27 protein-coding genes and 1 riboswitch are annotated in these 19462 nt (G+C 50.1%); of the genes, 12 read left to right on the top strand and 15 right to left on the bottom strand.

Going from position 1 to position 19462, the window contains the following annotated elements; translation table 11 throughout:
- The 3 genes from SGBXF1_RS14210 (at nt 1) to mntP (ending at nt 2477) form a co-directional block, all read left to right on the top strand.
- On the top strand, nt 1–843 hold the full coding sequence (locus SGBXF1_RS14210; RefSeq protein ID WP_012145539.1) for a PTS mannose transporter subunit IID: 843 nt from the start codon (nt 1–3) through the stop codon (nt 841–843).
- A 191-nt stretch (nt 844–1034) separates the two neighbouring features.
- The gene (locus SGBXF1_RS14215; RefSeq protein ID WP_037419903.1) at nt 1035–1493 is read left to right on the top strand and encodes a DUF986 family protein; all 459 of its coding nucleotides are present in this window, start codon (nt 1035–1037) and stop codon (nt 1491–1493) included.
- Nucleotides 1494–1713: 220 nt separating this feature from the next.
- Nucleotides 1714–1896: riboswitch (yybP-ykoY riboswitch) on the top strand.
- An 11-nt stretch (nt 1897–1907) separates the two neighbouring features.
- Nucleotides 1908–2477, top strand: coding sequence for a manganese efflux pump MntP (gene mntP / locus SGBXF1_RS14220; RefSeq protein WP_037419904.1), 570 nt, complete (start codon nt 1908–1910; stop codon nt 2475–2477).
- 56 nt (nt 2478–2533) lie between these two features.
- On the opposite strand, the gene SGBXF1_RS14225 is transcribed toward mntP, so the two are convergent.
- Nucleotides 2534–3925, bottom strand: a complete 1392-nt coding sequence (locus tag SGBXF1_RS14225; protein WP_186427034.1) for an MFS transporter — start codon at nt 3923–3925, stop codon at nt 2534–2536.
- Between the two features lie 129 nt (nt 3926–4054).
- On the opposite strand from SGBXF1_RS14225, the gene SGBXF1_RS14230 reads away from it, so the two are divergent.
- The gene (locus SGBXF1_RS14230; RefSeq protein ID WP_186427035.1) at nt 4055–4792 is read left to right on the top strand and encodes an ArsR/SmtB family transcription factor; all 738 of its coding nucleotides are present in this window, start codon (nt 4055–4057) and stop codon (nt 4790–4792) included.
- Here the strand turns inward: SGBXF1_RS14230 and rlmA are convergent.
- On the bottom strand, nt 4789–5610 hold the full coding sequence (rlmA, locus tag SGBXF1_RS14235; protein ID WP_037419909.1) for a 23S rRNA (guanine(745)-N(1))-methyltransferase: 822 nt from the start codon (nt 5608–5610) through the stop codon (nt 4789–4791). The genes SGBXF1_RS14230 and rlmA overlap by 4 nt on opposite strands.
- Before the next feature lie 144 nt (nt 5611–5754).
- Here rlmA and pgeF point away from each other — a divergent pair, with 144 nt between their 5' ends.
- Nucleotides 5755–6471 carry a peptidoglycan editing factor PgeF gene (pgeF, locus tag SGBXF1_RS14240; RefSeq protein ID WP_037419912.1) on the top strand — a complete coding sequence of 239 codons (717 nt, stop codon included), beginning with the start codon at nt 5755–5757 and terminating at the stop codon, nt 6469–6471.
- 52 nt (nt 6472–6523) lie between these two features.
- On the opposite strand, the gene cspE is transcribed toward pgeF, so the two are convergent.
- The 3 genes from cspE to SGBXF1_RS14255 all read right to left on the bottom strand — a co-directional run bounded on the left by cspE (nt 6524) and on the right by SGBXF1_RS14255 (nt 8767).
- Nucleotides 6524–6733: a transcription antiterminator/RNA stability regulator CspE gene (gene cspE, locus SGBXF1_RS14245; protein ID WP_002221949.1), complete on the bottom strand. Its 210-nt coding sequence runs from the start codon at nt 6731–6733 to the stop codon at nt 6524–6526.
- 41 nt (nt 6734–6774) lie between these two features.
- The gene (locus tag SGBXF1_RS14250) at nt 6775–6891 is read right to left on the bottom strand and encodes a DUF2627 domain-containing protein (RefSeq protein WP_071593021.1); all 117 of its coding nucleotides are present in this window, start codon (nt 6889–6891) and stop codon (nt 6775–6777) included.
- An 877-nt stretch (nt 6892–7768) separates the two neighbouring features.
- The gene (locus SGBXF1_RS14255) at nt 7769–8767 is read right to left on the bottom strand and encodes an MBL fold metallo-hydrolase (RefSeq protein WP_186427036.1); all 999 of its coding nucleotides are present in this window, start codon (nt 8765–8767) and stop codon (nt 7769–7771) included.
- 223 nt (nt 8768–8990) lie between these two features.
- Between SGBXF1_RS14255 and SGBXF1_RS14260 the strand changes: the two genes are divergently transcribed.
- Nucleotides 8991–9281, top strand: coding sequence for a hypothetical protein (locus SGBXF1_RS14260; RefSeq protein ID WP_037419918.1), 291 nt, complete (start codon nt 8991–8993; stop codon nt 9279–9281).
- Nucleotides 9282–9320: 39 nt separating this feature from the next.
- On the opposite strand, the gene SGBXF1_RS14265 is transcribed toward SGBXF1_RS14260, so the two are convergent.
- The 3 genes from SGBXF1_RS14265 to SGBXF1_RS14275 all read right to left on the bottom strand — a co-directional run bounded on the left by SGBXF1_RS14265 (nt 9321) and on the right by SGBXF1_RS14275 (nt 11483).
- Nucleotides 9321–10688 (bottom strand): amino acid permease, encoded by a 1368-nt coding sequence (locus SGBXF1_RS14265; RefSeq protein ID WP_037419921.1) that lies wholly within the window; start codon nt 10686–10688, stop codon nt 9321–9323.
- A 176-nt stretch (nt 10689–10864) separates the two neighbouring features.
- Entirely contained in the window at nt 10865–11101 is a 237-nt protein-coding gene (locus SGBXF1_RS14270; RefSeq protein WP_037419924.1) for a DUF4060 family protein, read from the bottom strand.
- A 67-nt stretch (nt 11102–11168) separates the two neighbouring features.
- Nucleotides 11169–11483 carry a phage protein NinX family protein gene (locus tag SGBXF1_RS14275; protein WP_037419927.1) on the bottom strand — a complete coding sequence of 105 codons (315 nt, stop codon included), beginning with the start codon at nt 11481–11483 and terminating at the stop codon, nt 11169–11171.
- A 170-nt stretch (nt 11484–11653) separates the two neighbouring features.
- Between SGBXF1_RS14275 and fos the strand changes: the two genes are divergently transcribed.
- Nucleotides 11654–12061, top strand: a complete 408-nt coding sequence (fos, locus tag SGBXF1_RS14280; protein WP_061806470.1) for a fosfomycin resistance glutathione transferase — start codon at nt 11654–11656, stop codon at nt 12059–12061.
- 49 nt (nt 12062–12110) lie between these two features.
- Here fos and SGBXF1_RS14285 read toward each other — a convergent pair whose 3' ends face one another.
- Together SGBXF1_RS14285 and mgrB are read right to left on the bottom strand one after the other, a co-directional pair.
- Complete coding sequence (locus SGBXF1_RS14285; protein ID WP_061806471.1) at nt 12111–12383, bottom strand: YebO family protein; 273 nt, start codon at nt 12381–12383, stop codon at nt 12111–12113.
- A 99-nt stretch (nt 12384–12482) separates the two neighbouring features.
- A complete protein-coding gene (gene mgrB / locus SGBXF1_RS14290; protein ID WP_461531917.1) occupies nt 12483–12626 on the bottom strand; it encodes a PhoP/PhoQ regulatory lipoprotein MgrB in 144 nt (47 codons plus the stop codon).
- A gap of 181 nt (nt 12627–12807) precedes the next feature.
- On the opposite strand from mgrB, the gene SGBXF1_RS14295 reads away from it, so the two are divergent.
- Entirely contained in the window at nt 12808–13041 is a 234-nt protein-coding gene (locus SGBXF1_RS14295; RefSeq protein ID WP_037419940.1) for a YobH family protein, read from the top strand.
- A 42-nt stretch (nt 13042–13083) separates the two neighbouring features.
- Here SGBXF1_RS14295 and SGBXF1_RS14300 read toward each other — a convergent pair whose 3' ends face one another.
- Nucleotides 13084–13323: a DUF2766 family protein gene (locus SGBXF1_RS14300; RefSeq protein WP_004945684.1), complete on the bottom strand. Its 240-nt coding sequence runs from the start codon at nt 13321–13323 to the stop codon at nt 13084–13086.
- Between the two features lie 202 nt (nt 13324–13525).
- On the opposite strand from SGBXF1_RS14300, the gene SGBXF1_RS14305 reads away from it, so the two are divergent.
- Together SGBXF1_RS14305 and SGBXF1_RS14310 are read left to right on the top strand one after the other, a co-directional pair.
- Nucleotides 13526–13738: a YccJ family protein gene (locus SGBXF1_RS14305; protein WP_037419942.1), complete on the top strand. Its 213-nt coding sequence runs from the start codon at nt 13526–13528 to the stop codon at nt 13736–13738.
- A 454-nt stretch (nt 13739–14192) separates the two neighbouring features.
- Nucleotides 14193–14579 carry a helix-turn-helix domain-containing protein gene (locus tag SGBXF1_RS14310; protein WP_037419945.1) on the top strand — a complete coding sequence of 129 codons (387 nt, stop codon included), beginning with the start codon at nt 14193–14195 and terminating at the stop codon, nt 14577–14579.
- Between the two features lie 29 nt (nt 14580–14608).
- Here SGBXF1_RS14310 and SGBXF1_RS14315 read toward each other — a convergent pair whose 3' ends face one another.
- The 3 genes from SGBXF1_RS14315 to lysM form a co-directional block, all read right to left on the bottom strand.
- A complete protein-coding gene (locus SGBXF1_RS14315; RefSeq protein WP_186427037.1) occupies nt 14609–14962 on the bottom strand; it encodes a DUF1304 domain-containing protein in 354 nt (117 codons plus the stop codon).
- A gap of 427 nt (nt 14963–15389) precedes the next feature.
- On the bottom strand, nt 15390–16331 hold the full coding sequence (locus tag SGBXF1_RS14320) for a pirin family protein (RefSeq protein ID WP_061806473.1): 942 nt from the start codon (nt 16329–16331) through the stop codon (nt 15390–15392).
- A gap of 717 nt (nt 16332–17048) precedes the next feature.
- Nucleotides 17049–17495 (bottom strand): peptidoglycan-binding protein LysM, encoded by a 447-nt coding sequence (gene lysM, locus SGBXF1_RS14325; protein ID WP_037419951.1) that lies wholly within the window; start codon nt 17493–17495, stop codon nt 17049–17051.
- A gap of 226 nt (nt 17496–17721) precedes the next feature.
- Here lysM and SGBXF1_RS14330 point away from each other — a divergent pair, with 226 nt between their 5' ends.
- Together SGBXF1_RS14330 and SGBXF1_RS14335 are read left to right on the top strand one after the other, a co-directional pair.
- Nucleotides 17722–17913 carry a YdfD/YebW family protein gene (locus SGBXF1_RS14330; RefSeq protein ID WP_012145560.1) on the top strand — a complete coding sequence of 64 codons (192 nt, stop codon included), beginning with the start codon at nt 17722–17724 and terminating at the stop codon, nt 17911–17913.
- Between the two features lie 130 nt (nt 17914–18043).
- On the top strand, nt 18044–18268 hold the full coding sequence (locus tag SGBXF1_RS14335; RefSeq protein ID WP_037419954.1) for a biofilm development regulator YmgB/AriR family protein: 225 nt from the start codon (nt 18044–18046) through the stop codon (nt 18266–18268).
- Between the two features lie 89 nt (nt 18269–18357).
- On the opposite strand, the gene ompC is transcribed toward SGBXF1_RS14335, so the two are convergent.
- Nucleotides 18358–19440, bottom strand: a complete 1083-nt coding sequence (gene ompC, locus SGBXF1_RS14340; RefSeq protein WP_037419956.1) for a porin OmpC — start codon at nt 19438–19440, stop codon at nt 18358–18360.
- Nucleotides 19441–19462: the final 22 nt, after the last annotated feature.

The raw sequence follows: 19462 nt of genomic DNA on the forward strand, positions 1-19462 counted from the left end.
ATGGTTGATACAACAGCTCAAAAGAAACTCACGCCAGCCGATATTCGCGGTGTGTTTATGCGCTCGAATCTGTTCCAGGGTTCATGGAACTTCGAACGTATGCAAGCGCTGGGTTTTTGCTTCTCAATGGTACCGGTGATCCGTCGCCTGTATCCGGAAAATAACGACGACCGTAAACAGGCGATTAAACGCCACCTGGAGTTCTTTAACACCCACCCTTACGTGGCAGCGCCAGTGCTTGGTGTGACCATGGCAATGGAAGAACAACGCGCTAACGGTGCGCCTATCGACGATGCGGCCATTAACGGTATCAAAGTCGGTTTGATGGGACCACTGGCTGGCGTGGGTGACCCGATCTTCTGGGGGACTGTGCGCCCGGTATTTGCCGCGCTCGGTGCCGGTATTGCCATGAGTGGTAGCCTGCTTGGCCCGATTTTGTTCTTTGTCCTGTTCAACCTGGTACGCCTGTTGACCCGCTATTACGGCGTGGCTTACGGTTATCGCAAAGGGGTTGATATCGTCAATGATATGGGTGGCGGCTTCCTGCAAAAACTGACGGAAGGAGCGTCCATTCTCGGCCTCTTTGTCATGGGTGCGTTAGTTAACAAGTGGACGCACGTGAATATCCCGCTGGTAGTCTCGAAGATTACAGACCAGACCGGGCATACCACGGTGACCACAGTGCAAACCATCCTCGACCAACTGATGCCGGGCTTGGTACCACTGTTGCTGACCTTCGGCTGTATGTGGCTGCTGCGCAGAAAAGTGAATGCGCTGTGGATCATCATCGGCTTCTTTGCCATCGGTATCTTTGGTTACTGGGTTGGGTTGCTGGGCCTGTAAGTCTGTTGACAGCCGGGGGGAAACCCCCGGTTTGAGTTTGTTGTTTAGCCCAAGGTACTCGGGCCTAGAGCACCGAGAGCGCTCCGATGGACAAGCCGCTACGCTCCCCCTTCGGCACGCTCTTCCTAATAACTGGCTCTGCCAGCCGTATGCCCGGGGGAAACCCCGTTTTTTTATCTGTGGAGTTAAAGATGTCGCTGACCGATGGCGTATTACTTATTTTCACCGCGCTAATGCTGGTGTATGCGATTTACGACGAGTTCGGCATGAACTTGCTGAAAGGCAAAACGTTACTCAAGGTACAGTTAAAACGTCGTAATCGGGTTGATTGCCTGATTTTTGTTGGCCTCATCGCGATACTCATCTACCGTAATGTCACCACCCAGGGTGCGGTATTAACCACCTATCTGCTTATTTCTTTAGCACTGATTGCCATTTATATTTCTTATATCCGTTGGCCCAAGATGTTGTTTAAAGCGCAGGGCTTCTTCTATGCAAATACCTTCATTGAATATAACCGTATTAAAGCCATGAATTTATCAGAAGATGGCATTCTGGTGATAGATTTGGAACGACGCCGATTACTGATTCAGGTTACTCAATTAGATGATCTGGAGAAAATTTATCACTTTTTTGTTGATAATCAGTGAATAAAAAACAACCTTAATCCTACCGCGGCCCGCCCTGCGCTGAATGTGGGTAATTAATCACCAGCGCACAAGGCTACCTGATTATTATTTACGCAACATTGTTGCACTCGCCTACATTATATTCCTTCTTGCATGTTTCATTAATGAAAACAATTATCAATTCAGAAAAAATATCCATTTGGAATAAGGGTTGTTGCTGGCGGAAATAATATGGTATGGTTGCGCCGTCATTGGGGAGTAGCCGGTTTCTGGACAATAAAGCACCAGGAACGCCCGTATCAACATACTCGTTTTTTCATTAAAACGTGGTGCGGGCAGCCAGGTAAGGTTGGCGAGACCATAGACACGTAACTCCGTCGTATGGTTGGGGGTGGGTTACGTGTATATGGAGCCGCCCGGCCGAGGCTATTTAACATGAACTTGTCAGCTACACTAATTCTCGCTTTTGGCATGTCTATGGATGCGTTTGCCGCATCGATCGGCAAAGGTGCCAGTCTGCATCAACCCCGTTTTCGTGAAGCCCTGCGTACCGGACTCATCTTTGGTGTGGTCGAAGCTATTACCCCCATTATCGGTTGGGGTATCGGCCTGTTTGCCAGCCAATACATTATGGAATGGGATCACTGGGTCGCTTTCTCGCTGCTGTTTATTCTCGGCATGCGCATGATCGTAGAAGGTGTCAGAAATCGTCCAGATGAAGTGGAAAAAGTGAAGCGTCACGGATTCTGGCTACTGGTCGCTACCGCTATCGCCACCAGCCTTGACGCCATGGCTATCGGTGTCGGTCTGGCCTTCTTGCAAGTGAACATTGTACATACCGCCATGGCGATTGGCATGGCCACCATGATTATGGCGACATTAGGCATGATGATTGGTCGCTTCATCGGCCCACTCCTCGGCAAGCGTGCGGAAATCCTCGGTGGCGTGGTATTGATAGGCATCGGTATCAATATCCTGCTAGAGCATTTGGGCTACCTTGCCTGATACCGCTAAATGCGAAGAAAAACCTGCCAACGGCAGGTTTTTTTGTTTCTAAACCCTCAATCACCCTGCCCATTACCGGCTGCCGTCATCGGTTTAGCGGAAAGCTTGAGCGCGAAAAACCACCCAGCAGCTGCAATCAATGACAACCCGATGGCACTGCACACGGCGATATAAATACCGCAGGCTTGTGGCAGGAGCATTGACATCAACGCGCCAAAGATCGCCACACCAAACGCCGACCCACTTTGCCGGGCAACGTTAAGCACCCCAGCGGCAATTCCCGCCCTTTCATTCGTGACTTCATTCATTAGCACCGACGTGGCTGCTGGGGTAATCACACCGGCTACCAGGCCAAGCAACGGCAAACACAGCGCAATACGCCAGTAAGGTGGGTTTTCCACCAATACCAACAAACCGGCAAATCCCAACGCATAAAGCAGCAAACCATAAAAGACGACCCGACCTGCCTCTAATACTCGAACCAACCGACCAGAAATAAAGCTGCCAAACGCGACCATGATGGTTAGTGGAAGAAACGCCAGGCCAGCCTGTAATGGCTGCCAACCGCGTACCGTCTGAAAATAGAGACTGAGCAGAAAAAACGCGCCATAGAACACCAGCGCTGAGACCAACGAAACTAACGCCGCCGCGGAAAACATTGCGTTGCCAAATAACATCAAGGGCAATATCGGCTGTTTGCGCCGGCGCTCGATGGCCACAAACATCAACCAACTCACGACTGCAATAGCGGCACCGCAGATGATCCAGCCTGAAGTCCAGCCAAGCCTTGCGCCCTCGATCAGTACGGCCACGGAACTGGCTAACGCCATGATCACCATCCCTTGCCCGGCATAATCCATTTGCCGTAAGGTTATGACCGAATACGTTGCCTTAATGCGCAGGGTAAGACCGATACCCACGGCAATCACGGGTATATTGACCCAAAACAGACTGCGCCATCCTACAAGTGCGATCAGCACACCGCCGACCAACGGACCCGCCGCCATCGCCACCCCACCGCATCCAGCCCATACGCCAATAGCCGCCAACCGTTGTTTCGCATCGGGAAACCCCGTATTAATCAGCGTTAATGAACTGGGCACCAGTAACGCAGCACCAATACCCTGAAGTGCTCGGGCAACCACCAGCTCAGGCAAAGTTTCTGCTAACCCACAAATGGCGGAAGCAGCTGCAAAAACCGCCAATCCGCCGAGATAGGCCCGTTTTGCACCCAACCGGTCCCCCAATAGCCCGCCACTCAATAACAAGCTGGCAAACGCCAACGTATAAGCATTTACCACCCACTGCAAACCGCTTAGCCCAGCGCCCAATTCAGCTGCAATCGACGGCAAGGCGACATTAACAATAGACGTATCGAGAATGACAATGACATAGCTGAGGCTGGTCGCCATCAAGACCGATGTTTGATACTGATTCAAGTTTGCCACGCGCAGCGGCTCCCGCCAGAAGAAATAGGCATTGACTATAAGCAACGATTCGCCTGGAATACTTCGAGCCGTATCGAAGCATGCTTCAAGCGTTTAAAACATCACCAGACATCCGGGGAGGATAACGCCGTGGGTCAACATAATATTGCCATCGTGGCGCACCTGATTGCTGAACCGGTGCGGGCGGTAATGCTGATCGCACTGGCTGACGGCAATGCCCTGTCCGCCAGTGCCCTGGCAGAGGTATCAGGGGTCACCCCACAAACCGCCAGTTCACATCTGGGTAAGTTGCTCGACGGTGGGCTATTGAGTGTCGAACAAAGGGGACGCTACCGCTATTACCGCCTTGCAGGGCCCCATGTTTCACATCTGCTGGAAAGTCTGGCATCGATAGGACCTGTTACCCCTGCCTGGCGCAGCACCCCCAATCGGTCTGCACGCGAGATGCGCTTTGCACGCTGTTGTTACGATCATTTGGCCGGAAAGGTCGGTGTGGCGATAATGCGCGGTTTACTGGAGCAAGGGCTGATAACCGAAAACGGCTTGCGAGAATATGTACTGACCCCCGCAGGCGCCGATTGGCTACAGGAGTTGGGCATTGAGGCCGCTGCTTTGACGTCTGGTGAGGTGAGTAATGGACGCCAGTGTCTGGATTGGACAGAAAGACAATATCATCTTGCAGGACCACTGGCGGCTCAGTTGCTGAAAGCTTTTCATCAGTGCGACTGGTTACAGAGCCTACCGGGCTCCCGAGCACTCGCGGTTACCCCAACAGGATGGCTGGCGTTGAAAAAGTATTTCGCCCTCACGCCTGAAAACCTGGAGGACGATACTTTTCATGATCAACCACTCTGTTCACCGGTTTAATCGGACTGGCGGCGGTACAGCGCTATCGCAAAATCGGTTTCGCAGGCGAACACTTCACAGCCTTTGAGATGTTCCTGCACCTCTGGGGAGGCCCGCCAGGCAAAAGGTGTCATCTGCAACAGATTAGCCGCCTGTTCTCCCGGCAATGTCATCGGATACGCCAACGATTCAACCCGTTCACAGTCAAAACCTGCGAATTGCTCATCCTGCTCTTCATGCAGTTGTACCTGCTGATAGACCTGCTCTTTCAGTTGGTACAAATGGCGTGGGCCCGGCGATACCGTCACGACAACCCCGCCGGGTTTCACCACCCGCGCCAACTCTTCAGCCTTACAGGGCGCGTAAATACGCAGTATGGCGTCTAAAGAACCGTCAGCAAATGGCAGGCGATGGCTGGACGCGACACAAAATGACACCGCAGGATAACGCTTGGCCGCATAGCGGATTGCTACTTTGGCGACGTCCAACCCATAAACCGTAATATCACGCTGTTGCGCCAACCGTGCGGCTACCTCCGCCGTGTAATACCCTTCGCCGCAACCGATATCCAGCAAAGCCTGTGCGTCAGGTGCCAACGTTTGATCCAACAGCTCTGCCACGCGTTGCTGCAAAGGTTGATAGAAACCCGCATCAAGAAATGCACGCCTTGCCTGCATCATTTCAGCACTGTCACCCGGCTGCTTCGAACGCTTATGTTGTACCGGCATCAGGTTTACATAACCTTCTTTAGCACAATCAAACAGGTGGTTAGCGTCACAACGCCATTGCTGATGAGAAAAATGAAGCGGCTGATGACACAGCGGGCACTGATAAGACATGGTTTGGATTCCAAAGAGATACGGCGCGGCTAGTCTAAAGAAGGCTTCTATACGATGCAAGGCACATCCCGTATGGGTCTAGCCAAGGAGGAAAAAAACTGACTACACTGACGTTAAGTTTTCTGACGCAGGCAAAAACGTTATATGACTGATTACTCCCTACTGCTCAACACCATTCCGTCCATTCAACACGGTTTCGGTAATAAGAGCGCACTGCTTCCTGGGCATTTACAGCCCTACCGCACCACCTTGCCGGAAAAAAAGCAGGTCCACGGCACGCGCATTGTTGACGTCACACAGGCAGCGCAACTCTGCGGTGAAGCTGATGGGTTCTATACCACCCAACCTGGTATTTTGCTTAGCGTGTTAACAGCAGACTGTCTGCCCGTCATTTTCAGTCGTCATGATGGTTCAGCGATTGCAGCGGTGCATGCGGGCTGGCGTGGGCTTCTGGACGGTATTCTGGAGCAACTGGCGGCACGTATCCGCCGTGATGACTCAACGGCCAACTGGGTGGCTTCCATCGGCCCTGCTGCCGGCCCATGCTGTTATGAGGTGAACGAAGAACTGGTTGCACGCTTCAAGCAACAGTTGCCACTGCCCATGACGTTAATCAGCCCCCACTATCGCCACCTGGACCTGGCAGCCATTGCCGAATCCAAACTCCGTGAACTTGGGTTTGCTGACGTTGACCTTGCCGGGAGCTGTACCATCTGCACGCCAAATACTGATTCTCTCCAGCCGCAGCGCTTTAAATACACCAGCTACCGTCGAAACAGCCATCGACGTGAGCAAGATCCGAGCCATCCGGGTATTACCGGACGTAATCAATACGCAGGCATTATTATTACCGGCAGATAATAGAAACGAAAAAACCCGCACCAAGGCGGGTTTTTTGTACAGCTGACGCTGATTAGATTGCAGTAACGTTTACTGCAGATGGGCCTTTCTGGCCATCTTGGATTTCGAACTCAACGTTCTGGCCTTCAGCCAGGGTTTTGAAGCCGTTACCCTGGATTGCAGAGAAGTGTACGAACACGTCTTTGCTGCCGTCAGCTGGAGTGATGAAACCGAAACCTTTAGACTCGTTGAACCACTTAACTTGACCTTTGATCTTTGCCATCTTGAGTATTTCCTTTGGATTGTTTAAACCGCCCGTAGGCGTTACATAGACAAACTAGAGTCGTTACTGCTTGAGGCACTAAGATAAGGATCGGCAGAGAAGCGGTATTCAACGCTAACGTTTTTACTCAGAACTTCTTTACTGAAAATGCCACACATATACAGAACTGTACCTCGTTTTACCCAGATGCGTTATCACATACTCTGTATTCGATGGCAAGCCATTTTTAATCACTGATGGAGCTGTCGCACATATTTGAAACGGTCGAGAGCAACATAAGCTTAAATAGACTAAAAGATGTTGAAGCCTTAGCTATTTTCTGCTTAACACTTACACCACGCTACACTCCGCATCCTGACTGAATTTTAACAATTCTTTCATCCAATTGACCCACGCATGTTGCAACATATAAACCCAAACGGACGCTTAGAACGTTAAAAATTTTGAATCTTTATGGAATTTCTTATACAACATTTGAATATCGATGAACGGGCGCATTTGATATCGGATGATCCGACCATTAAGCCGCCATCTGGATGGCCTAACGCGGATACCACCGCCAGCCCGGTACTCCACCTGCCTGCAACAGTGAAATAATACTGAGGCTCATTATTGCCATGAGTGACGGTGGCCATAATTTGTGCAACGACGTTATCGTCACAAAAATCAAATAGCGTGCCACTTTAGGGTGCATAAGCATGCAAAATCAGAATTTACGCACTATGACCGTGCAGCAGCCAATAAATAGCGCGTTCGTAACGGGGATTAAATAACGGCAATAACATTGAGGTTTGTGGGAATGTATCGCGGAATTAGATCTTAAAAACAGAACGGGTATTTGCTCGGCCAATAACAATGTCCGTTTAGTGTATTAATTTTACCTTTTCGTATACGTCATCTCTATTCATAGCGATAGCGTAACCCCGATACCGGATAACACCAGCAACAACCCAGACATGGCTACAACCCGCAACCGAGCTGGCCTGCGGGTAATCACATTGCGCACTCCGGCCATGCCGGCCAGAGGGTTAACGCTTAAGAGTTAGACTCAAGCGCAATGCGCTCGCCAATTTTGATTGGCCGGAACTGGTGCTGCTCTATTCCTGCTGAACTCAACGCCAGATTTAATTGCTGAGGGGGCTCATCCAAAGACTCATCAGCTAACTCAAAAACCCCCCAATGGATAGGAATTACCCGTGGCGCATTTAATTGTTGGTACAGCGTCACCGACTGCTGCGGATCCATATGCTGTTCCTGCATGAACCAACGTGGTGCATAAGCGCCGATCGGCAAAGCCGCAACGTCAAATGGCCCTAAACGGGTACCAATATCCACCAAGCGATCCGAATAACCGCTATCGCCAGAGAAATAAAAACGCAGCGCCGGATGATGGATCACCCAACCACACCATAGGGAACGGTTGCGGTCCCAGAACGTGCGCATGCTCCAGTGACGCGCAGGCGTGCAGTGGAACGTCAGATCGCCCAATTGCAGGCTATCCCACCAATCCAGCTCTTCGACTCGCTGCAGACGATAACGCCTGAACCAATTTTTCAGCCCTAACGGGACAACAAAGGTCGCATTAGGAAAACGCCGTGCCAACTGCCGAACCGTACGTCGATCAAGATGGTCATAATGATTATGTGAAATTAATACCACATCCACCGTCGGTAACTGCTGCACCGTCAACGGCGGCGGCGTTTTACGCTTCGGGCCATAGAAACTCAGCGGTGATGCACGCTCTGACAATACCGGGTCGATCAGGATATAACGCCCCTCAAGACGCAGCAGCATGGAAGCATGCCCCAGCCACCAGATGCTATTATCGCTGCCGCGAAGGTCAGCACGCTGCCACCAGCGCTCTGTGAACTGCTGATACCCCATTTGCGGCGGTTTGGGTAACCCTTGCTGCTTACGCTCATCCTGCCAGCGCTTCAAATCCCCTTCCCGACGCTCAGAGGGTTCCGGATTGCGAAAGCCCTGCGGGGTATGGTGCGATTTGGCGGCATCATAGTAACGATTGGTTATCTTCATCCAGTTGCTCTCCTGACCACTGCGGACACCCTGCACGGGCAGGTTCGATAGCATAACAAGATACGCGATCATCACGTGTTGTGAACCGTGCTCACATTGGGGGACCTTTTCGCGTATTGTGTTGTCACAGTCCTTGTGAGAATGCCAGGGCCGCCTAGAGCCTGTTAAGCATCTCTTAAGATCCTTATGATTTACTTATAGGACATTCAGAAAAGGAGAAGTTATGAGCCGTTCTACATCACGCAAATCACGTGTTCGTATGGGCCGTATCCGTAGCGCGATGCTGGCACAGATGCAGTATTGGAAAATGTATGCCGCGATGAAACTACGTCGGGTACGTGTGCCGGCACCGTTGATGGTGTTATTGGGGGCGTTGGTCAGTGTCTTCATGCTGGGCATGCTGATGCTTAGCGTGGTCGCTATCGATGTCATCACCACCCTGTTCTTGCTGTGCAGGAAAGTCTTGGGGTTGGGCCGCGCAAATCCAGGCAATGCCTTTATGCCACGCAGCTAAAGGTTGAACCGGAGGCGCACCTGGCGCCTCCGTTAACGCTTATCGGCGTACTTTAGCGCTTTTACGGCGCGTCAGCATAAATCCTATCCACAACAGCAAAATCCACACTGGCATCAACAAGACCGAAATACGGATCCCTTCGCTGAAATACATGATCACCAGAATCAGGCTGAGGAACACCAGGCACAGATAGTTGCCAAACGGGTACCACAGCGCTTTGAACACCGGGATGACGCCTTGACGATTTTTCGCCGCACGGAACCGCAGGTGTGCCAAACAAATCATCACCCAGTTAATTACCAGGGTGGACACCACCAGCGCCATCAGCAACTCAAACGCCTTGCCGGGCATCACATAGTTGATAAGTACCCCCACCGAAGTCACCAGCGCCGACAGCGCAATTGACAGCATAGGTACACCGCGCTTATTCACTCGCGTCAATGCCTTTGGTGCATTCCCCTGCGTCGCTAAGCCAAACAGCATGCGGCTGTTGGCATAGACTCCGCTGTTGTACACCGACAGAGCGGCCGTCAGTACCACAACGTTAAGGAGCGTCGCCACCAGGCTACTGTCCAGTGCATGGAAAATCATGACGAACGGGCTACCGCCTTCCACAACCTTGTGCCAAGGATAGAGCGAAAGCAGTACCGTCAACGAACCAATATAGAAAATCAGGATGCGATACACCACCTGGTTAGTGGCCTTCGGAATACTGCGACGTGGGTCAGCCGCTTCAGCCGCAGTGATACCTACCATCTCCAGCCCACCGAATGAAAACATGATCACGGCCATCGCCATCACCAGCCCTTCGATGCCATGCGGCATAAAGCCACCCTGCTCCCACAGGTTATTGATGCTGGCTTGCGGGCCGCCATTACCACTCGCTAGCAGCCAGGCGCCAAAAACGATCATGCCAACGATTGCCACCACTTTGATGATGGCAAACCAAAATTCGGTTTCACCATACAGCCGAACATTGACCAGATTGATCAAGTTAATCAGTACAAAAAACACGGCGGCGGACACCCAGGTCGGGATGTCTGGCCACCAATATTGAATGTAAATGCCGACGGCGGTCAGTTCGGCCATGCCGACTAAGATGAACATCGCCCAGTAATTCCAACCGGACAGAAAACCGGCGAAATCACCCCAATATTTATAAGCAAAATGGCTGAATGATCCGGCAACCGGCTCCTCAACCACCATTTCACCCAACTGGCGCATAATCAAAAAAGCGATAAAACCGCCGATGGCATAGCCCAATAGCACAGAAGGACCGGCCATTTTAATGGTCTGTGCGATGCCAAGAAACAGGCCGGTGCCAATGGCACCGCCCAAGGCGATAAGTTGTATATGTCTATTTTTTAAACCGCGTTTTAGCGGGGTATCCTGATGCTGACCGCCCATCTTATCCTCATTTGGCGTGGGATCCTGTCGAGCCTGCACAAGATTTCGCCAATTAATAAATGTATCTGCGGGCGGCTTTTTAACACTTAACCCCGTGAGCATCAAGGAGTAGCGCCCCGGCAAGGGTGGCCAGGGCGCTATTTTATACTGGGAATTACCCCAAAATGGGGGTGTTTTTAACCGGACAAACCGCACAGTTTAGTGAGATTTCGGGCGCCGATCATCAGCGTGGCGACGTACGATTGGCGGCGCGTTACCACCTCTACGGCCACACGATCGTTTTGATATTTTATCAGGTAGGTGGAAGGCCAGCCCTGTCGGCGCTGACCAAAGCTTTCGGCATGACGATCGATTGCCGCATGGGCAATCACCAGATGAGACAAGTTTTTATCACCTTTAATAATGCGCTTCATAAACAGGCTCCGCCAGAGACAGTTCTGTTGTCATAAAAAGGGAAAAATCATCAGTAATTCTGGTGTTTCAACGTACCATTTCGCTGTTTTGCTGACTCAGCAGGAAGCAGATCATCGCTGCGCGCAGTGGGCTGTTGCTGTCCGCCTGCCATTCGCCACGCTGGGTAATCATACGTGCCTGCCACTGCGGGTTATCACTGTGACTGTCGGCATTGAGACTGATTTTGTTGGCGCAGATAATCGGCCAGGCATCGGAGGGATTCTTGCAATAATCTTTACCTTTAACGCCGCCGTAGGGATACCATTTGTCCGGGTTCTCTCCGGTGATCAACGCAATGCTGCGGTTCACCTCGGCGTCGCTTTCTTCATACCATTTAATCATCGGCTTTATCCATCTTTCGTAGAGTTGGCGCTACATTACGATGCCAATACGACAGATTTATGACAACAAGAGAGCTTTTCACATTATCTACACTAATGTTTTTCAGGCTTTAACTTTTCACTGCGGCTGATTACACTTTTACTGGTTTATCTCGCTCTGGAATACCTCTGATGCTGAACGGCCTTAACCACCTGACTCTCGCGGTTCGTGACGTCGATCGTAGCTTCAATTTTTATATCAACCTGTTGGGGTTTGTGCCACATGCCCGCTGGCAAAACGGAGCCTATCTGTCTCTTGGGGAACTATGGCTGTGTTTGTCATGGGACGCCGCACGAACAGCAAACGCAACAAGCGACTATACCCATTATGCCTTTAGCGTTTCGCCGGCAGATTTCGCAGAGGTGGCATTACGACTGCGCCAGGCAGGCGTTAAAGAGTGGAAAACCAACCGCAGCGAGGGAGAATCACTGTACTTTCTTGACCCCGATGGGCATCAATTAGAAATTCACAGTGGTGATTTGGCGAGCCGTCTTGCGGCATGCCGCGCACAGCCCTATCAGGGGATGGAGTTTTTCTGAGTGCTGCGGGTGGCATAAGGATCGCCCCACCACCCGGCTCACTATTTGATTAACGCTCTGGGATAAAACCTTTGAAATCCAGCGCCGGACTGAGATCATCATCGTCAGTTACGCTCTCGCCACGCGCGCTTTGCGCCAGGCTTTTCAATAATGCCGTTTGCTGACGCTGCTGCTCGGCAATGTCCTGCAGCAGACGAATTTGTTCATTGGCACGCACACTGGCGCGATTCACCAGGAACCAGACCCATAATCCCACCAGCAGTGCCAACGCGGCGATGGCCAGTGATACCAGGCCATTAAGACCAAAACCTAAATCGTACATGGAAAACCCTACCTACTGCTAAAAACAGGCGGACATCTTAGCACTCTGGATATGGACGCGAACATCGTGATAGAAAATTGTTACGCACCGCTACGCATCTCACCATGGAACAAAGCGGGTGACAGAGCAAATACCCAACGCAAAAGTTCCTCCTTCATCGCAATAGCTATCCAGCGCCAGCAGATAAAAAAATACGCAGGCCGCGAGGAAGGCGATTATCACGAAGATTTTTTTCCGTAACAAATTTAGCAGCCTCATTGTTATCTTGGTAATCTATTGATCATGCTATCACAGCCAACTTAAACGAAGTTTAACCTGTCGTTTAGAAACCAGCTTGAAGGTGATTTTTCAGATTGTTACCGTTGCCCCCGACGCCTGCGCATGGCTATATCATCGCAGCAACAATACATAACAAGGAGTCCCAATGGGCAAGCTGATTAAGTGGGTGGTGGCGCTGGCGGTGCTATACGGCGTATTTTTATTTTCGGGGTATGGCATGCTGGTCGGCAGCAATAAAAATGTGGGTGGTCTGGGATTACAATGCAAGTACATGACGGCGCGCAATCTGGTGATAGCGCAATATCTGCATGGTGACAACGGACTGATTGGCGTTGCGGACTGTCCATTGTTTAAAAAAGTCGAAACGGTGGTGGATTGATCACCACCGTCCAAAACCGCCGCTATGCGGCGGTTCCCGCATTTAGTTACGGGTAAACTTCATTTCAATCAGTGCAATCGCTTTTTCGATCGCCCGCCGGGTCACGGGATCAGCACCGGCAGGGTGAGTGGAAAAATCGATGCTTTTCAGCTGGCTTGCCATTTTGTCACGCACCTCGGTTGGCGCAATAACGTCAATAACATCCAAAATCTGCTTGATCACCAGTTGGCAGGCAACCAGGTCGGAGGCCAATTCCTGATCGTTGCTCAGCATGTCAGACATAATTACTTTCCTTCTTAATTCAGACGCCGCACAGAATAGCATGCCGCCTGACGCTTTGCCGCTCCCTGTCCGTTTGCCACTGAATTTTCAACGTTCTTGCGCATTGGACGTCAAAACACTCGACTAAATTGACCTATACTCAACGTTTGAACGGTGCACCTATCGGCGTACCCTTCAGCCACAACCCAACAGGAGAAAAGTTATGGCAAACCACAATGTGAAATCCTGGGCTACCGTGCGTGAAACCTCGGTTGAGATTGCCGAGGCTATTTTTGAACTGGCAAAAAATGATGAAGTTCTGGCACAAAAAATTTGGGAAGAAGGCAGCGATGAAGCGCTGCAAATCGCATTTGCCAAAACCAGTGCCGATCAACTGTACTGGGGTGAAGAAACCGTAGAGCGGAAGAACGTCTGATTGGATTGCGCTCACCAATAAAAAGCCCGGGTCACTTACGCGCCCAGGCTTTTTCGAAAGTCGATCAAACCCCATTGGGGGTCATGTTGTTCCCTGAAATCACGGTTCTTCACCTCCCACACCTTCCGCATTATTCATTCTCATCACCGGTGTCACCATGAAAGCGGCAACACCCACAATTACAACCAGAGTAATAATCACTGTCATTAACATGCGATCACCCCATCAACGCTGAATTGTCACGGCTGACTCTGCTTAGGCTGTTATTTATTGCGACCTGAACCACTTTATCAGCGGTAGCGGGCAACTTCAGATTAGCCGTTTTCCCTTCTCACTGACAAGCCACTTGACGATGGTTTTTCCGAATAATTTCACCTTGATGTGGGCGGCTTTTTGTCCGTGGCGGCAAGTTGTGTATACTTCAGCGCTATGTAGATCTCACACAGACGCACTGATGATACAAGAACATCACCTCTCATTAGTCTGCGCCCTCAGTAAATGGGTCGAAACTCACCTCGGACGAGTGATCCATCTCGAAGAGTTGGCCGAATACTCCGGCTACTCTCTGTGGCACATGCAGAAGCTGTTCAAAGAAGCGACAGGGATCTCGCTGGGTAAATACATCCGTGAGCGTAGGCTTGCCGGTGCGGTTTACCAATTGCGCAGCAGCGACGCCTCTATTTTCGACATCGCGCTCGATTTTGGTTTTGGCTCTCAATCACATTTCACGTATATGTTCAGAAAGCGGTTCAATATCACGCCTTATGATTTTAGGCAGGATCTGAGCGTGGATCTGCACATCGCCCCACCGCTGCACGTGATTCATCAGAAAACAGCCTGACTGAATTTCCCGCCGCCCCTCACGGCGGGTTAATGCGCCCACACTACGATCAATAAGGCAATCAATGCAGGTAACGCTTGTACCCTGAGAATTTTACGGCTCGCCGTTAGGCCACCAAATACGCCTGCCACCAGCACACAACCGAGGAAGAATACCTGCACTGCGGGATCAGCACACCAGACACCCCATGCCAGACCTGCCGCCAAAAAACCGTTATACAACCCTTGATTGGCCGCCAATATCCGCGTTGCAGCTGCAAATTCTGCTGTGGTAGCGAACACTCGCCTGCCTGTCGGCTTCTGCCAAAGGAACATTTCCAGGATCAGGATATACAGATGAATCGCAGCAATTAACAACACGACGACGTTAGAGAGAATTATCATTGCACTTCACAAGGTTAATTAGACATTGGTTTAATAAGTATTAACTGTCTTCTGAATATTGCGAATATCCAGTCATAAAAAAACCCGCCGTAGCGGGTTTATTGCATAATCATTCAGAGTTAGTTCAGAGCAACAACCAGCATGGCTGCAATTGAGATCCAAAACACCGCCGTTGCAATAACAACATGGGACAATCTTGCACGATAGAGTACTTGGCTCATAATAACCTCACAGACTTCTGACTAGCGGTAGATAACATCACTTCTTGAGAGTTATCTTAATCCACTGCTCCGACCTTTTATTTGCGCCAGATCACTATTTCCCAGATAAACTATATCGGTACTAAAACATGTAATTGCGATCACATTAATTTAACGTTAATAGAGCCAAATGAATAAAACCATCCCGTTGTTATAGCTTGAAGATATCAAACATCGCTCCAGGGCAGCTGTGGCGCGGCCATCCGAGGACCAGAATAGCCAACAACATCGGGGAAACGTATATTCCCCTGCTCCCAGTCAAGCTGTGCACGCGTAATCTCTGGCTTACTGTGTCCAACAAAATTCCACCAAATGAGAATATCCTCGTTTAATGGCACGCCGCCGATTAATAATGCGCGACTGCCCTTCCTGCCATGTAACTCGATACGGTTAAGATTCTTACCTAAATAGGCAAACTCATCAGGTGAAAATTTTTCATCATTAACCCCAAATGCACCAATAAGGGGCAGAAAACCTATTTCAAAATCGTCTCGCAAAGGAAGCTGCAAATATCCGTCTTCCTGCCATTCCAAATCAATGGCGATTAACGGCGAAAACGTTAAAACCGGAGAACGGTATTGTTGAAACTCCCCCACCAGCAACGTCTGCTTAACCCCATCGCTCAGCCAACACGGCAAGTCTGAATAATGATCAAAGCGTGGTGACATATCGGCATATTCGGCAGGCAGCGCAATCCACAATTGTGCGGCATGTAAACGTCGCTCTTCCCCCGTAGATTGTTCCGTATGTGCAATACCACGGCCTGCGGTCATCAGGTTAACCTGCCCAGGGCGTATGACCTGTTCACTGCCCAAGCTGTCGCGGTGCAACACTTCGCCTTCAATCATCCAGGTGAAGGTTTGCAGCCCAATATGCGGATGTGGCCCTACGTCCATACCTTGTGAGGAGCCACTAAATACCGATGGTCCGGCATGGTCCAGAAAGCACCATGCGCCAACAGTACGACGTTCACGTGTGGGTAACGCACGATTAATCGCAATGCCACCGACTTCAGCATTGCGCACAGCAATGCGTTGGATCTGACGTACACCATCGATGACAGGACAATCACGGGAAGATGAAGAATAAGTTGGGCGGGAATTGCTCATCGTAAAACACCTCCAGAACGGCACACAGGTTGAGTGAGTTGCTGGACGCCAGCTTAACATGAGCAAGCGACCAGAACGCAACCTGGGAGGCAGGACGCTAAGGCGCCCTTATATAGCAGCCTTTTATATCGATTTCATCACGCGCATGCTTTAGATCAGAGAAGTAAGTCACACCAAAAAGTATTGATACGACTAACAACACGGAAACCAGAAGGCCAATAATAGCCAACAGCTTGGTTTCATCGTGGAGATTGTGCTCCATTTTATCCCCTGTATTGAACGACGTCATGTCAGCCACAACGTGACTGACAGCGTAAAAATGATCAGGGAGCAAGACGCTATCGCCAGCACAATGATAGCAAATTGCGCATCTCCCAAAGTTTCACGGTAATTTTTATCTTGTGAGGTATTACGCTGTTGTTTCACAGAATCTATCTTAACTCATCACGCGTTAACGTTATTGTGAGGGGTGATTGATAAATAAAAAGCCCGCCATAGCGGGTTTGTCAGATTCCGCGCTCGATACCGCTCAGACCTCAGTTGGGCTGAGACGCTATCAATTTTCCTCATCAGGGTCAACACTCCCCCCAGATGATGAGGATGAACGGCGTGGGACATTCATAAATTTTATTAAAATACCAAAATAATTAGACCAACTTATACCAATTGTGATTAAAAAGCCCGACCAAAGATCGGGCTATACCAAACGCGTCCGTATTATTGCGGAATACGCAGAACCTGACCCGGATAGATCTTATCTGGGCTAGACAGCATTGGCTTATTCGCTTCGAAGATTTTGTTGTACAGATTCGCGTTACCATACACTTCTTTCGAAACAGCGCTCAAAGTATCGCCTTTCTTCACCGTGTAGAAACGGCTCTCTGCGGCAGATTGCTCAACCGTCACCTTGTCTTCTACACCACTGATGCCGGCCACGTTGCCGAGTGCCACCAGAATTTTCTCTTTCAGCTCTTGGCTGGCTGCATCGCCAGTCACCACAGCTTTACCGTCAACCACCTGTACATCAACTTTATCGGTGCCCGGCAAACCCGTTTTATTGAGATGATCCTTCAGTTTGGCGCTTTGGTCTTCGGCTGTTGCATTGCCGGTCACTGTGTCCCACAGTTTTTCGCCCGCTTCTTTGACGAAGTTAAACAAACCCATATTCACTCCTTTCGATGGTTACAATGTTGCGTTGACTTAAGGCCTGTTAAGCTTAGCACTGCAAGAGGGATATTCAATTGGCCCTGAGGTATTAAGCGGTTAGAGTAATCCGAAAGTGCCGCTTTTCACTGCAAATCCGTCTCTTCGGGCCGAGCCAGACATGAAACAATTGCCATTTTTACCTACAATAAAGGAACGGAGAGATTGATGAAGGATATAAGACGCAATGTACGCCTTGGTGATGTTTGTCTGTTATCTGGATGGTGGCTGCGCTGATATCGTGGTGGACGTCCTGCGCGATGAACGCCAGTGTCTAATCAGTATGAAAGAACAAAATCTGCGTCACGCCGGTTGCTTCCCATTTGAGGACTTCATCGACGGCTTCTGGCTCCCCGCCAACGAATATGCGCCGATGTAAAACACCCATCGACTTTTCTGCTAGTTTCTTCTGAGGAATTTCTGAATTCACTGGAAAGCCAGCATACCAACGATGCTTTATGCCACGATTTTGCTAAATTGCTTCACCCGAACGATATGGAGACGGCACCATGACCGTATCTACCCTTTCAAACGAACATTATGAAGCCCTATTGCGCGACGTCAGCCTGGTGGTTGGCGGCGCAGTAATTCAACTGATCAATCTCAATAAAAAAGTCTCCGGCAATAATATTCTGGCCCATTTGGTTAATGAAATTGAGCATGAGACCAATCAGCAGCGCTTTGCCTCATTGCGCTCCGCCATCGAAGTGATGGGTCAAGCCCCGAAAGGATGATAACGCCCCAATAAATAAGGCAGAGCTTACGCTCTGCCTGGTTACCGTTTTTTCCCGACACAGGAAGAAGAAGGTAATAGCGTTGAAACTTAGAAACGATAGGTCAGGTTAACCGCGACAATATCGTCGGTGCTCAGTTTCAGCTTGTTATCGTCGTTCAGCTGGTTGATTTTGTAGTCAACGTAGGTGTACATGTTCTTGTTGAAGTAGTAAGTCGCACCCACTTCCACGTATTTCACCAGATCGACATCACCGATCCCTTCGATATCCTTGCCTTTAGACTGCACGTAGGCCAGGGAAGGACGCAGACCGTTCTCAAATTGGTACTGGGCCACAACTTCGAAGTTCTGTGTTTTGTTGGCAAAACCAGAGACACCGTTACCGCTGATTGGTGTCATGTTACGCGTATCGGCATACATCGCTGCCAGATAAACCTGGTTGGCATCATATTTAATTGCCGTGGTCCAGGCCGTAGCGCTGTCGCCTTTACCGTAAGCCAATTTTTTCTGATCGCTAGTACGGTTAGAGTCAGAGAATGCTGCCGCCACACCGATGCCCGAGCCGCCGATGTCCTGATAATCCAGGGACATGCCGTAACCATCACCGTTTTGCTTGGTTACACTCCGGCTGTCACTGTCGTTTTTACCTTGATACTGCAACGCCAGGTTCAGACCTTCTACCAAACCGAAGAAATCACGGTTACGGTAGGTAGCCAGACCGTTGGAACGCGCAGTCATGTAGTTATCGGTGTAGCTGTAGGAGTCCCCGCCGAATTCCGGCAGCATATCGGTGTAAGCTTCTGCGTCGTATACGACACCGTAGTTACGGCCGTAATCAAATGAACCGTAGTCGGCAAATTTCAAGCCCGCAAAGCCCAGACGGGTTTTGGTGCCTTTGGAGCCTTGCGCTTCGTCGTGGTTCGCTGCAACCTGGTATTCCCACTGGCCGTAGCCGGTCAGTTGGTCATTGATTTGCGTTTCGCCTTTAAAACCCAGACGAACGTAAGTCATATCACCATCTTCACCTTTATCTTTGCTGAAAACATGTTTGGCAGCAACGCGACCGTAAAGATCGAGCTTATTGCCATCCTTATTATAAATTTCAGCCGCGTTGGCAAATGAGGTGATTGCCCCAAGGGCAATAGCTAAGGCTAATACACTGCGTTTCATCATTTATTTTCCTAGATATTATAAT

The sequence above is a fragment of the Serratia grimesii genome (genome assembly GCF_900186025.1).
Classification (GTDB): Bacteria; Pseudomonadota; Gammaproteobacteria; order Enterobacterales; family Enterobacteriaceae; genus Serratia; species Serratia grimesii.

What these genes read in the sequence shown, in the direction of transcription:
- SGBXF1_RS14305 (WP_037419942.1), top strand. Translation starts at nt 13,526, where the DNA reads ATGGCAAACCACAATGTGAAATCCTGGGCTACCGTGCGTGAAACCTCG.
- SGBXF1_RS14255 (WP_186427036.1), bottom strand. Translation starts at nt 8,767, where the DNA reads ATGAAGATAACCAATCGTTACTATGATGCCGCCAAATCGCACCATACC.
- SGBXF1_RS14215 (WP_037419903.1), top strand. Translation starts at nt 1,035, where the DNA reads ATGTCGCTGACCGATGGCGTATTACTTATTTTCACCGCGCTAATGCTG.
- cspE (WP_002221949.1), bottom strand. Translation starts at nt 6,733, where the DNA reads ATGGCAAAGATCAAAGGTCAAGTTAAGTGGTTCAACGAGTCTAAAGGT.
- rlmA (WP_037419909.1), bottom strand. Translation starts at nt 5,610, where the DNA reads ATGTCTTATCAGTGCCCGCTGTGTCATCAGCCGCTTCATTTTTCTCAT.
- SGBXF1_RS14315 (WP_186427037.1), bottom strand. Translation starts at nt 14,962, where the DNA reads ATGATAATTCTCTCTAACGTCGTCGTGTTGTTAATTGCTGCGATTCAT.
- SGBXF1_RS14265 (WP_037419921.1), bottom strand. Translation starts at nt 10,688, where the DNA reads ATGGGCGGTCAGCATCAGGATACCCCGCTAAAACGCGGTTTAAAAAAT.
- SGBXF1_RS14330 (WP_012145560.1), top strand. Translation starts at nt 17,722, where the DNA reads ATGTACGCCTTGGTGATGTTTGTCTGTTATCTGGATGGTGGCTGCGCT.
- SGBXF1_RS14285 (WP_061806471.1), bottom strand. Translation starts at nt 12,383, where the DNA reads ATGTACGATTTAGGTTTTGGTCTTAATGGCCTGGTATCACTGGCCATC.
- mntP (WP_037419904.1), top strand. Translation starts at nt 1,908, where the DNA reads ATGAACTTGTCAGCTACACTAATTCTCGCTTTTGGCATGTCTATGGAT.
- fos (WP_061806470.1), top strand. Translation starts at nt 11,654, where the DNA reads ATGCTGAACGGCCTTAACCACCTGACTCTCGCGGTTCGTGACGTCGAT.
- SGBXF1_RS14320 (WP_061806473.1), bottom strand. Translation starts at nt 16,331, where the DNA reads ATGAGCAATTCCCGCCCAACTTATTCTTCATCTTCCCGTGATTGTCCT.
- SGBXF1_RS14250 (WP_071593021.1), bottom strand. Translation starts at nt 6,891, where the DNA reads ATGTGTGGCATTTTCAGTAAAGAAGTTCTGAGTAAAAACGTTAGCGTT.
- SGBXF1_RS14335 (WP_037419954.1), top strand. Translation starts at nt 18,044, where the DNA reads ATGACCGTATCTACCCTTTCAAACGAACATTATGAAGCCCTATTGCGC.
- SGBXF1_RS14295 (WP_037419940.1), top strand. Translation starts at nt 12,808, where the DNA reads ATGGGCAAGCTGATTAAGTGGGTGGTGGCGCTGGCGGTGCTATACGGC.
- pgeF (WP_037419912.1), top strand. Translation starts at nt 5,755, where the DNA reads ATGACTGATTACTCCCTACTGCTCAACACCATTCCGTCCATTCAACAC.
- SGBXF1_RS14275 (WP_037419927.1), bottom strand. Translation starts at nt 11,483, where the DNA reads ATGATTAAATGGTATGAAGAAAGCGACGCCGAGGTGAACCGCAGCATT.
- SGBXF1_RS14210 (WP_012145539.1), top strand. Translation starts at nt 1, where the DNA reads ATGGTTGATACAACAGCTCAAAAGAAACTCACGCCAGCCGATATTCGC.
- SGBXF1_RS14260 (WP_037419918.1), top strand. Translation starts at nt 8,991, where the DNA reads ATGAGCCGTTCTACATCACGCAAATCACGTGTTCGTATGGGCCGTATC.
- ompC (WP_037419956.1), bottom strand. Translation starts at nt 19,440, where the DNA reads ATGATGAAACGCAGTGTATTAGCCTTAGCTATTGCCCTTGGGGCAATC.
- lysM (WP_037419951.1), bottom strand. Translation starts at nt 17,495, where the DNA reads ATGGGTTTGTTTAACTTCGTCAAAGAAGCGGGCGAAAAACTGTGGGAC.
- SGBXF1_RS14270 (WP_037419924.1), bottom strand. Translation starts at nt 11,101, where the DNA reads ATGAAGCGCATTATTAAAGGTGATAAAAACTTGTCTCATCTGGTGATT.
- SGBXF1_RS14310 (WP_037419945.1), top strand. Translation starts at nt 14,193, where the DNA reads ATGATACAAGAACATCACCTCTCATTAGTCTGCGCCCTCAGTAAATGG.
- SGBXF1_RS14300 (WP_004945684.1), bottom strand. Translation starts at nt 13,323, where the DNA reads ATGTCTGACATGCTGAGCAACGATCAGGAATTGGCCTCCGACCTGGTT.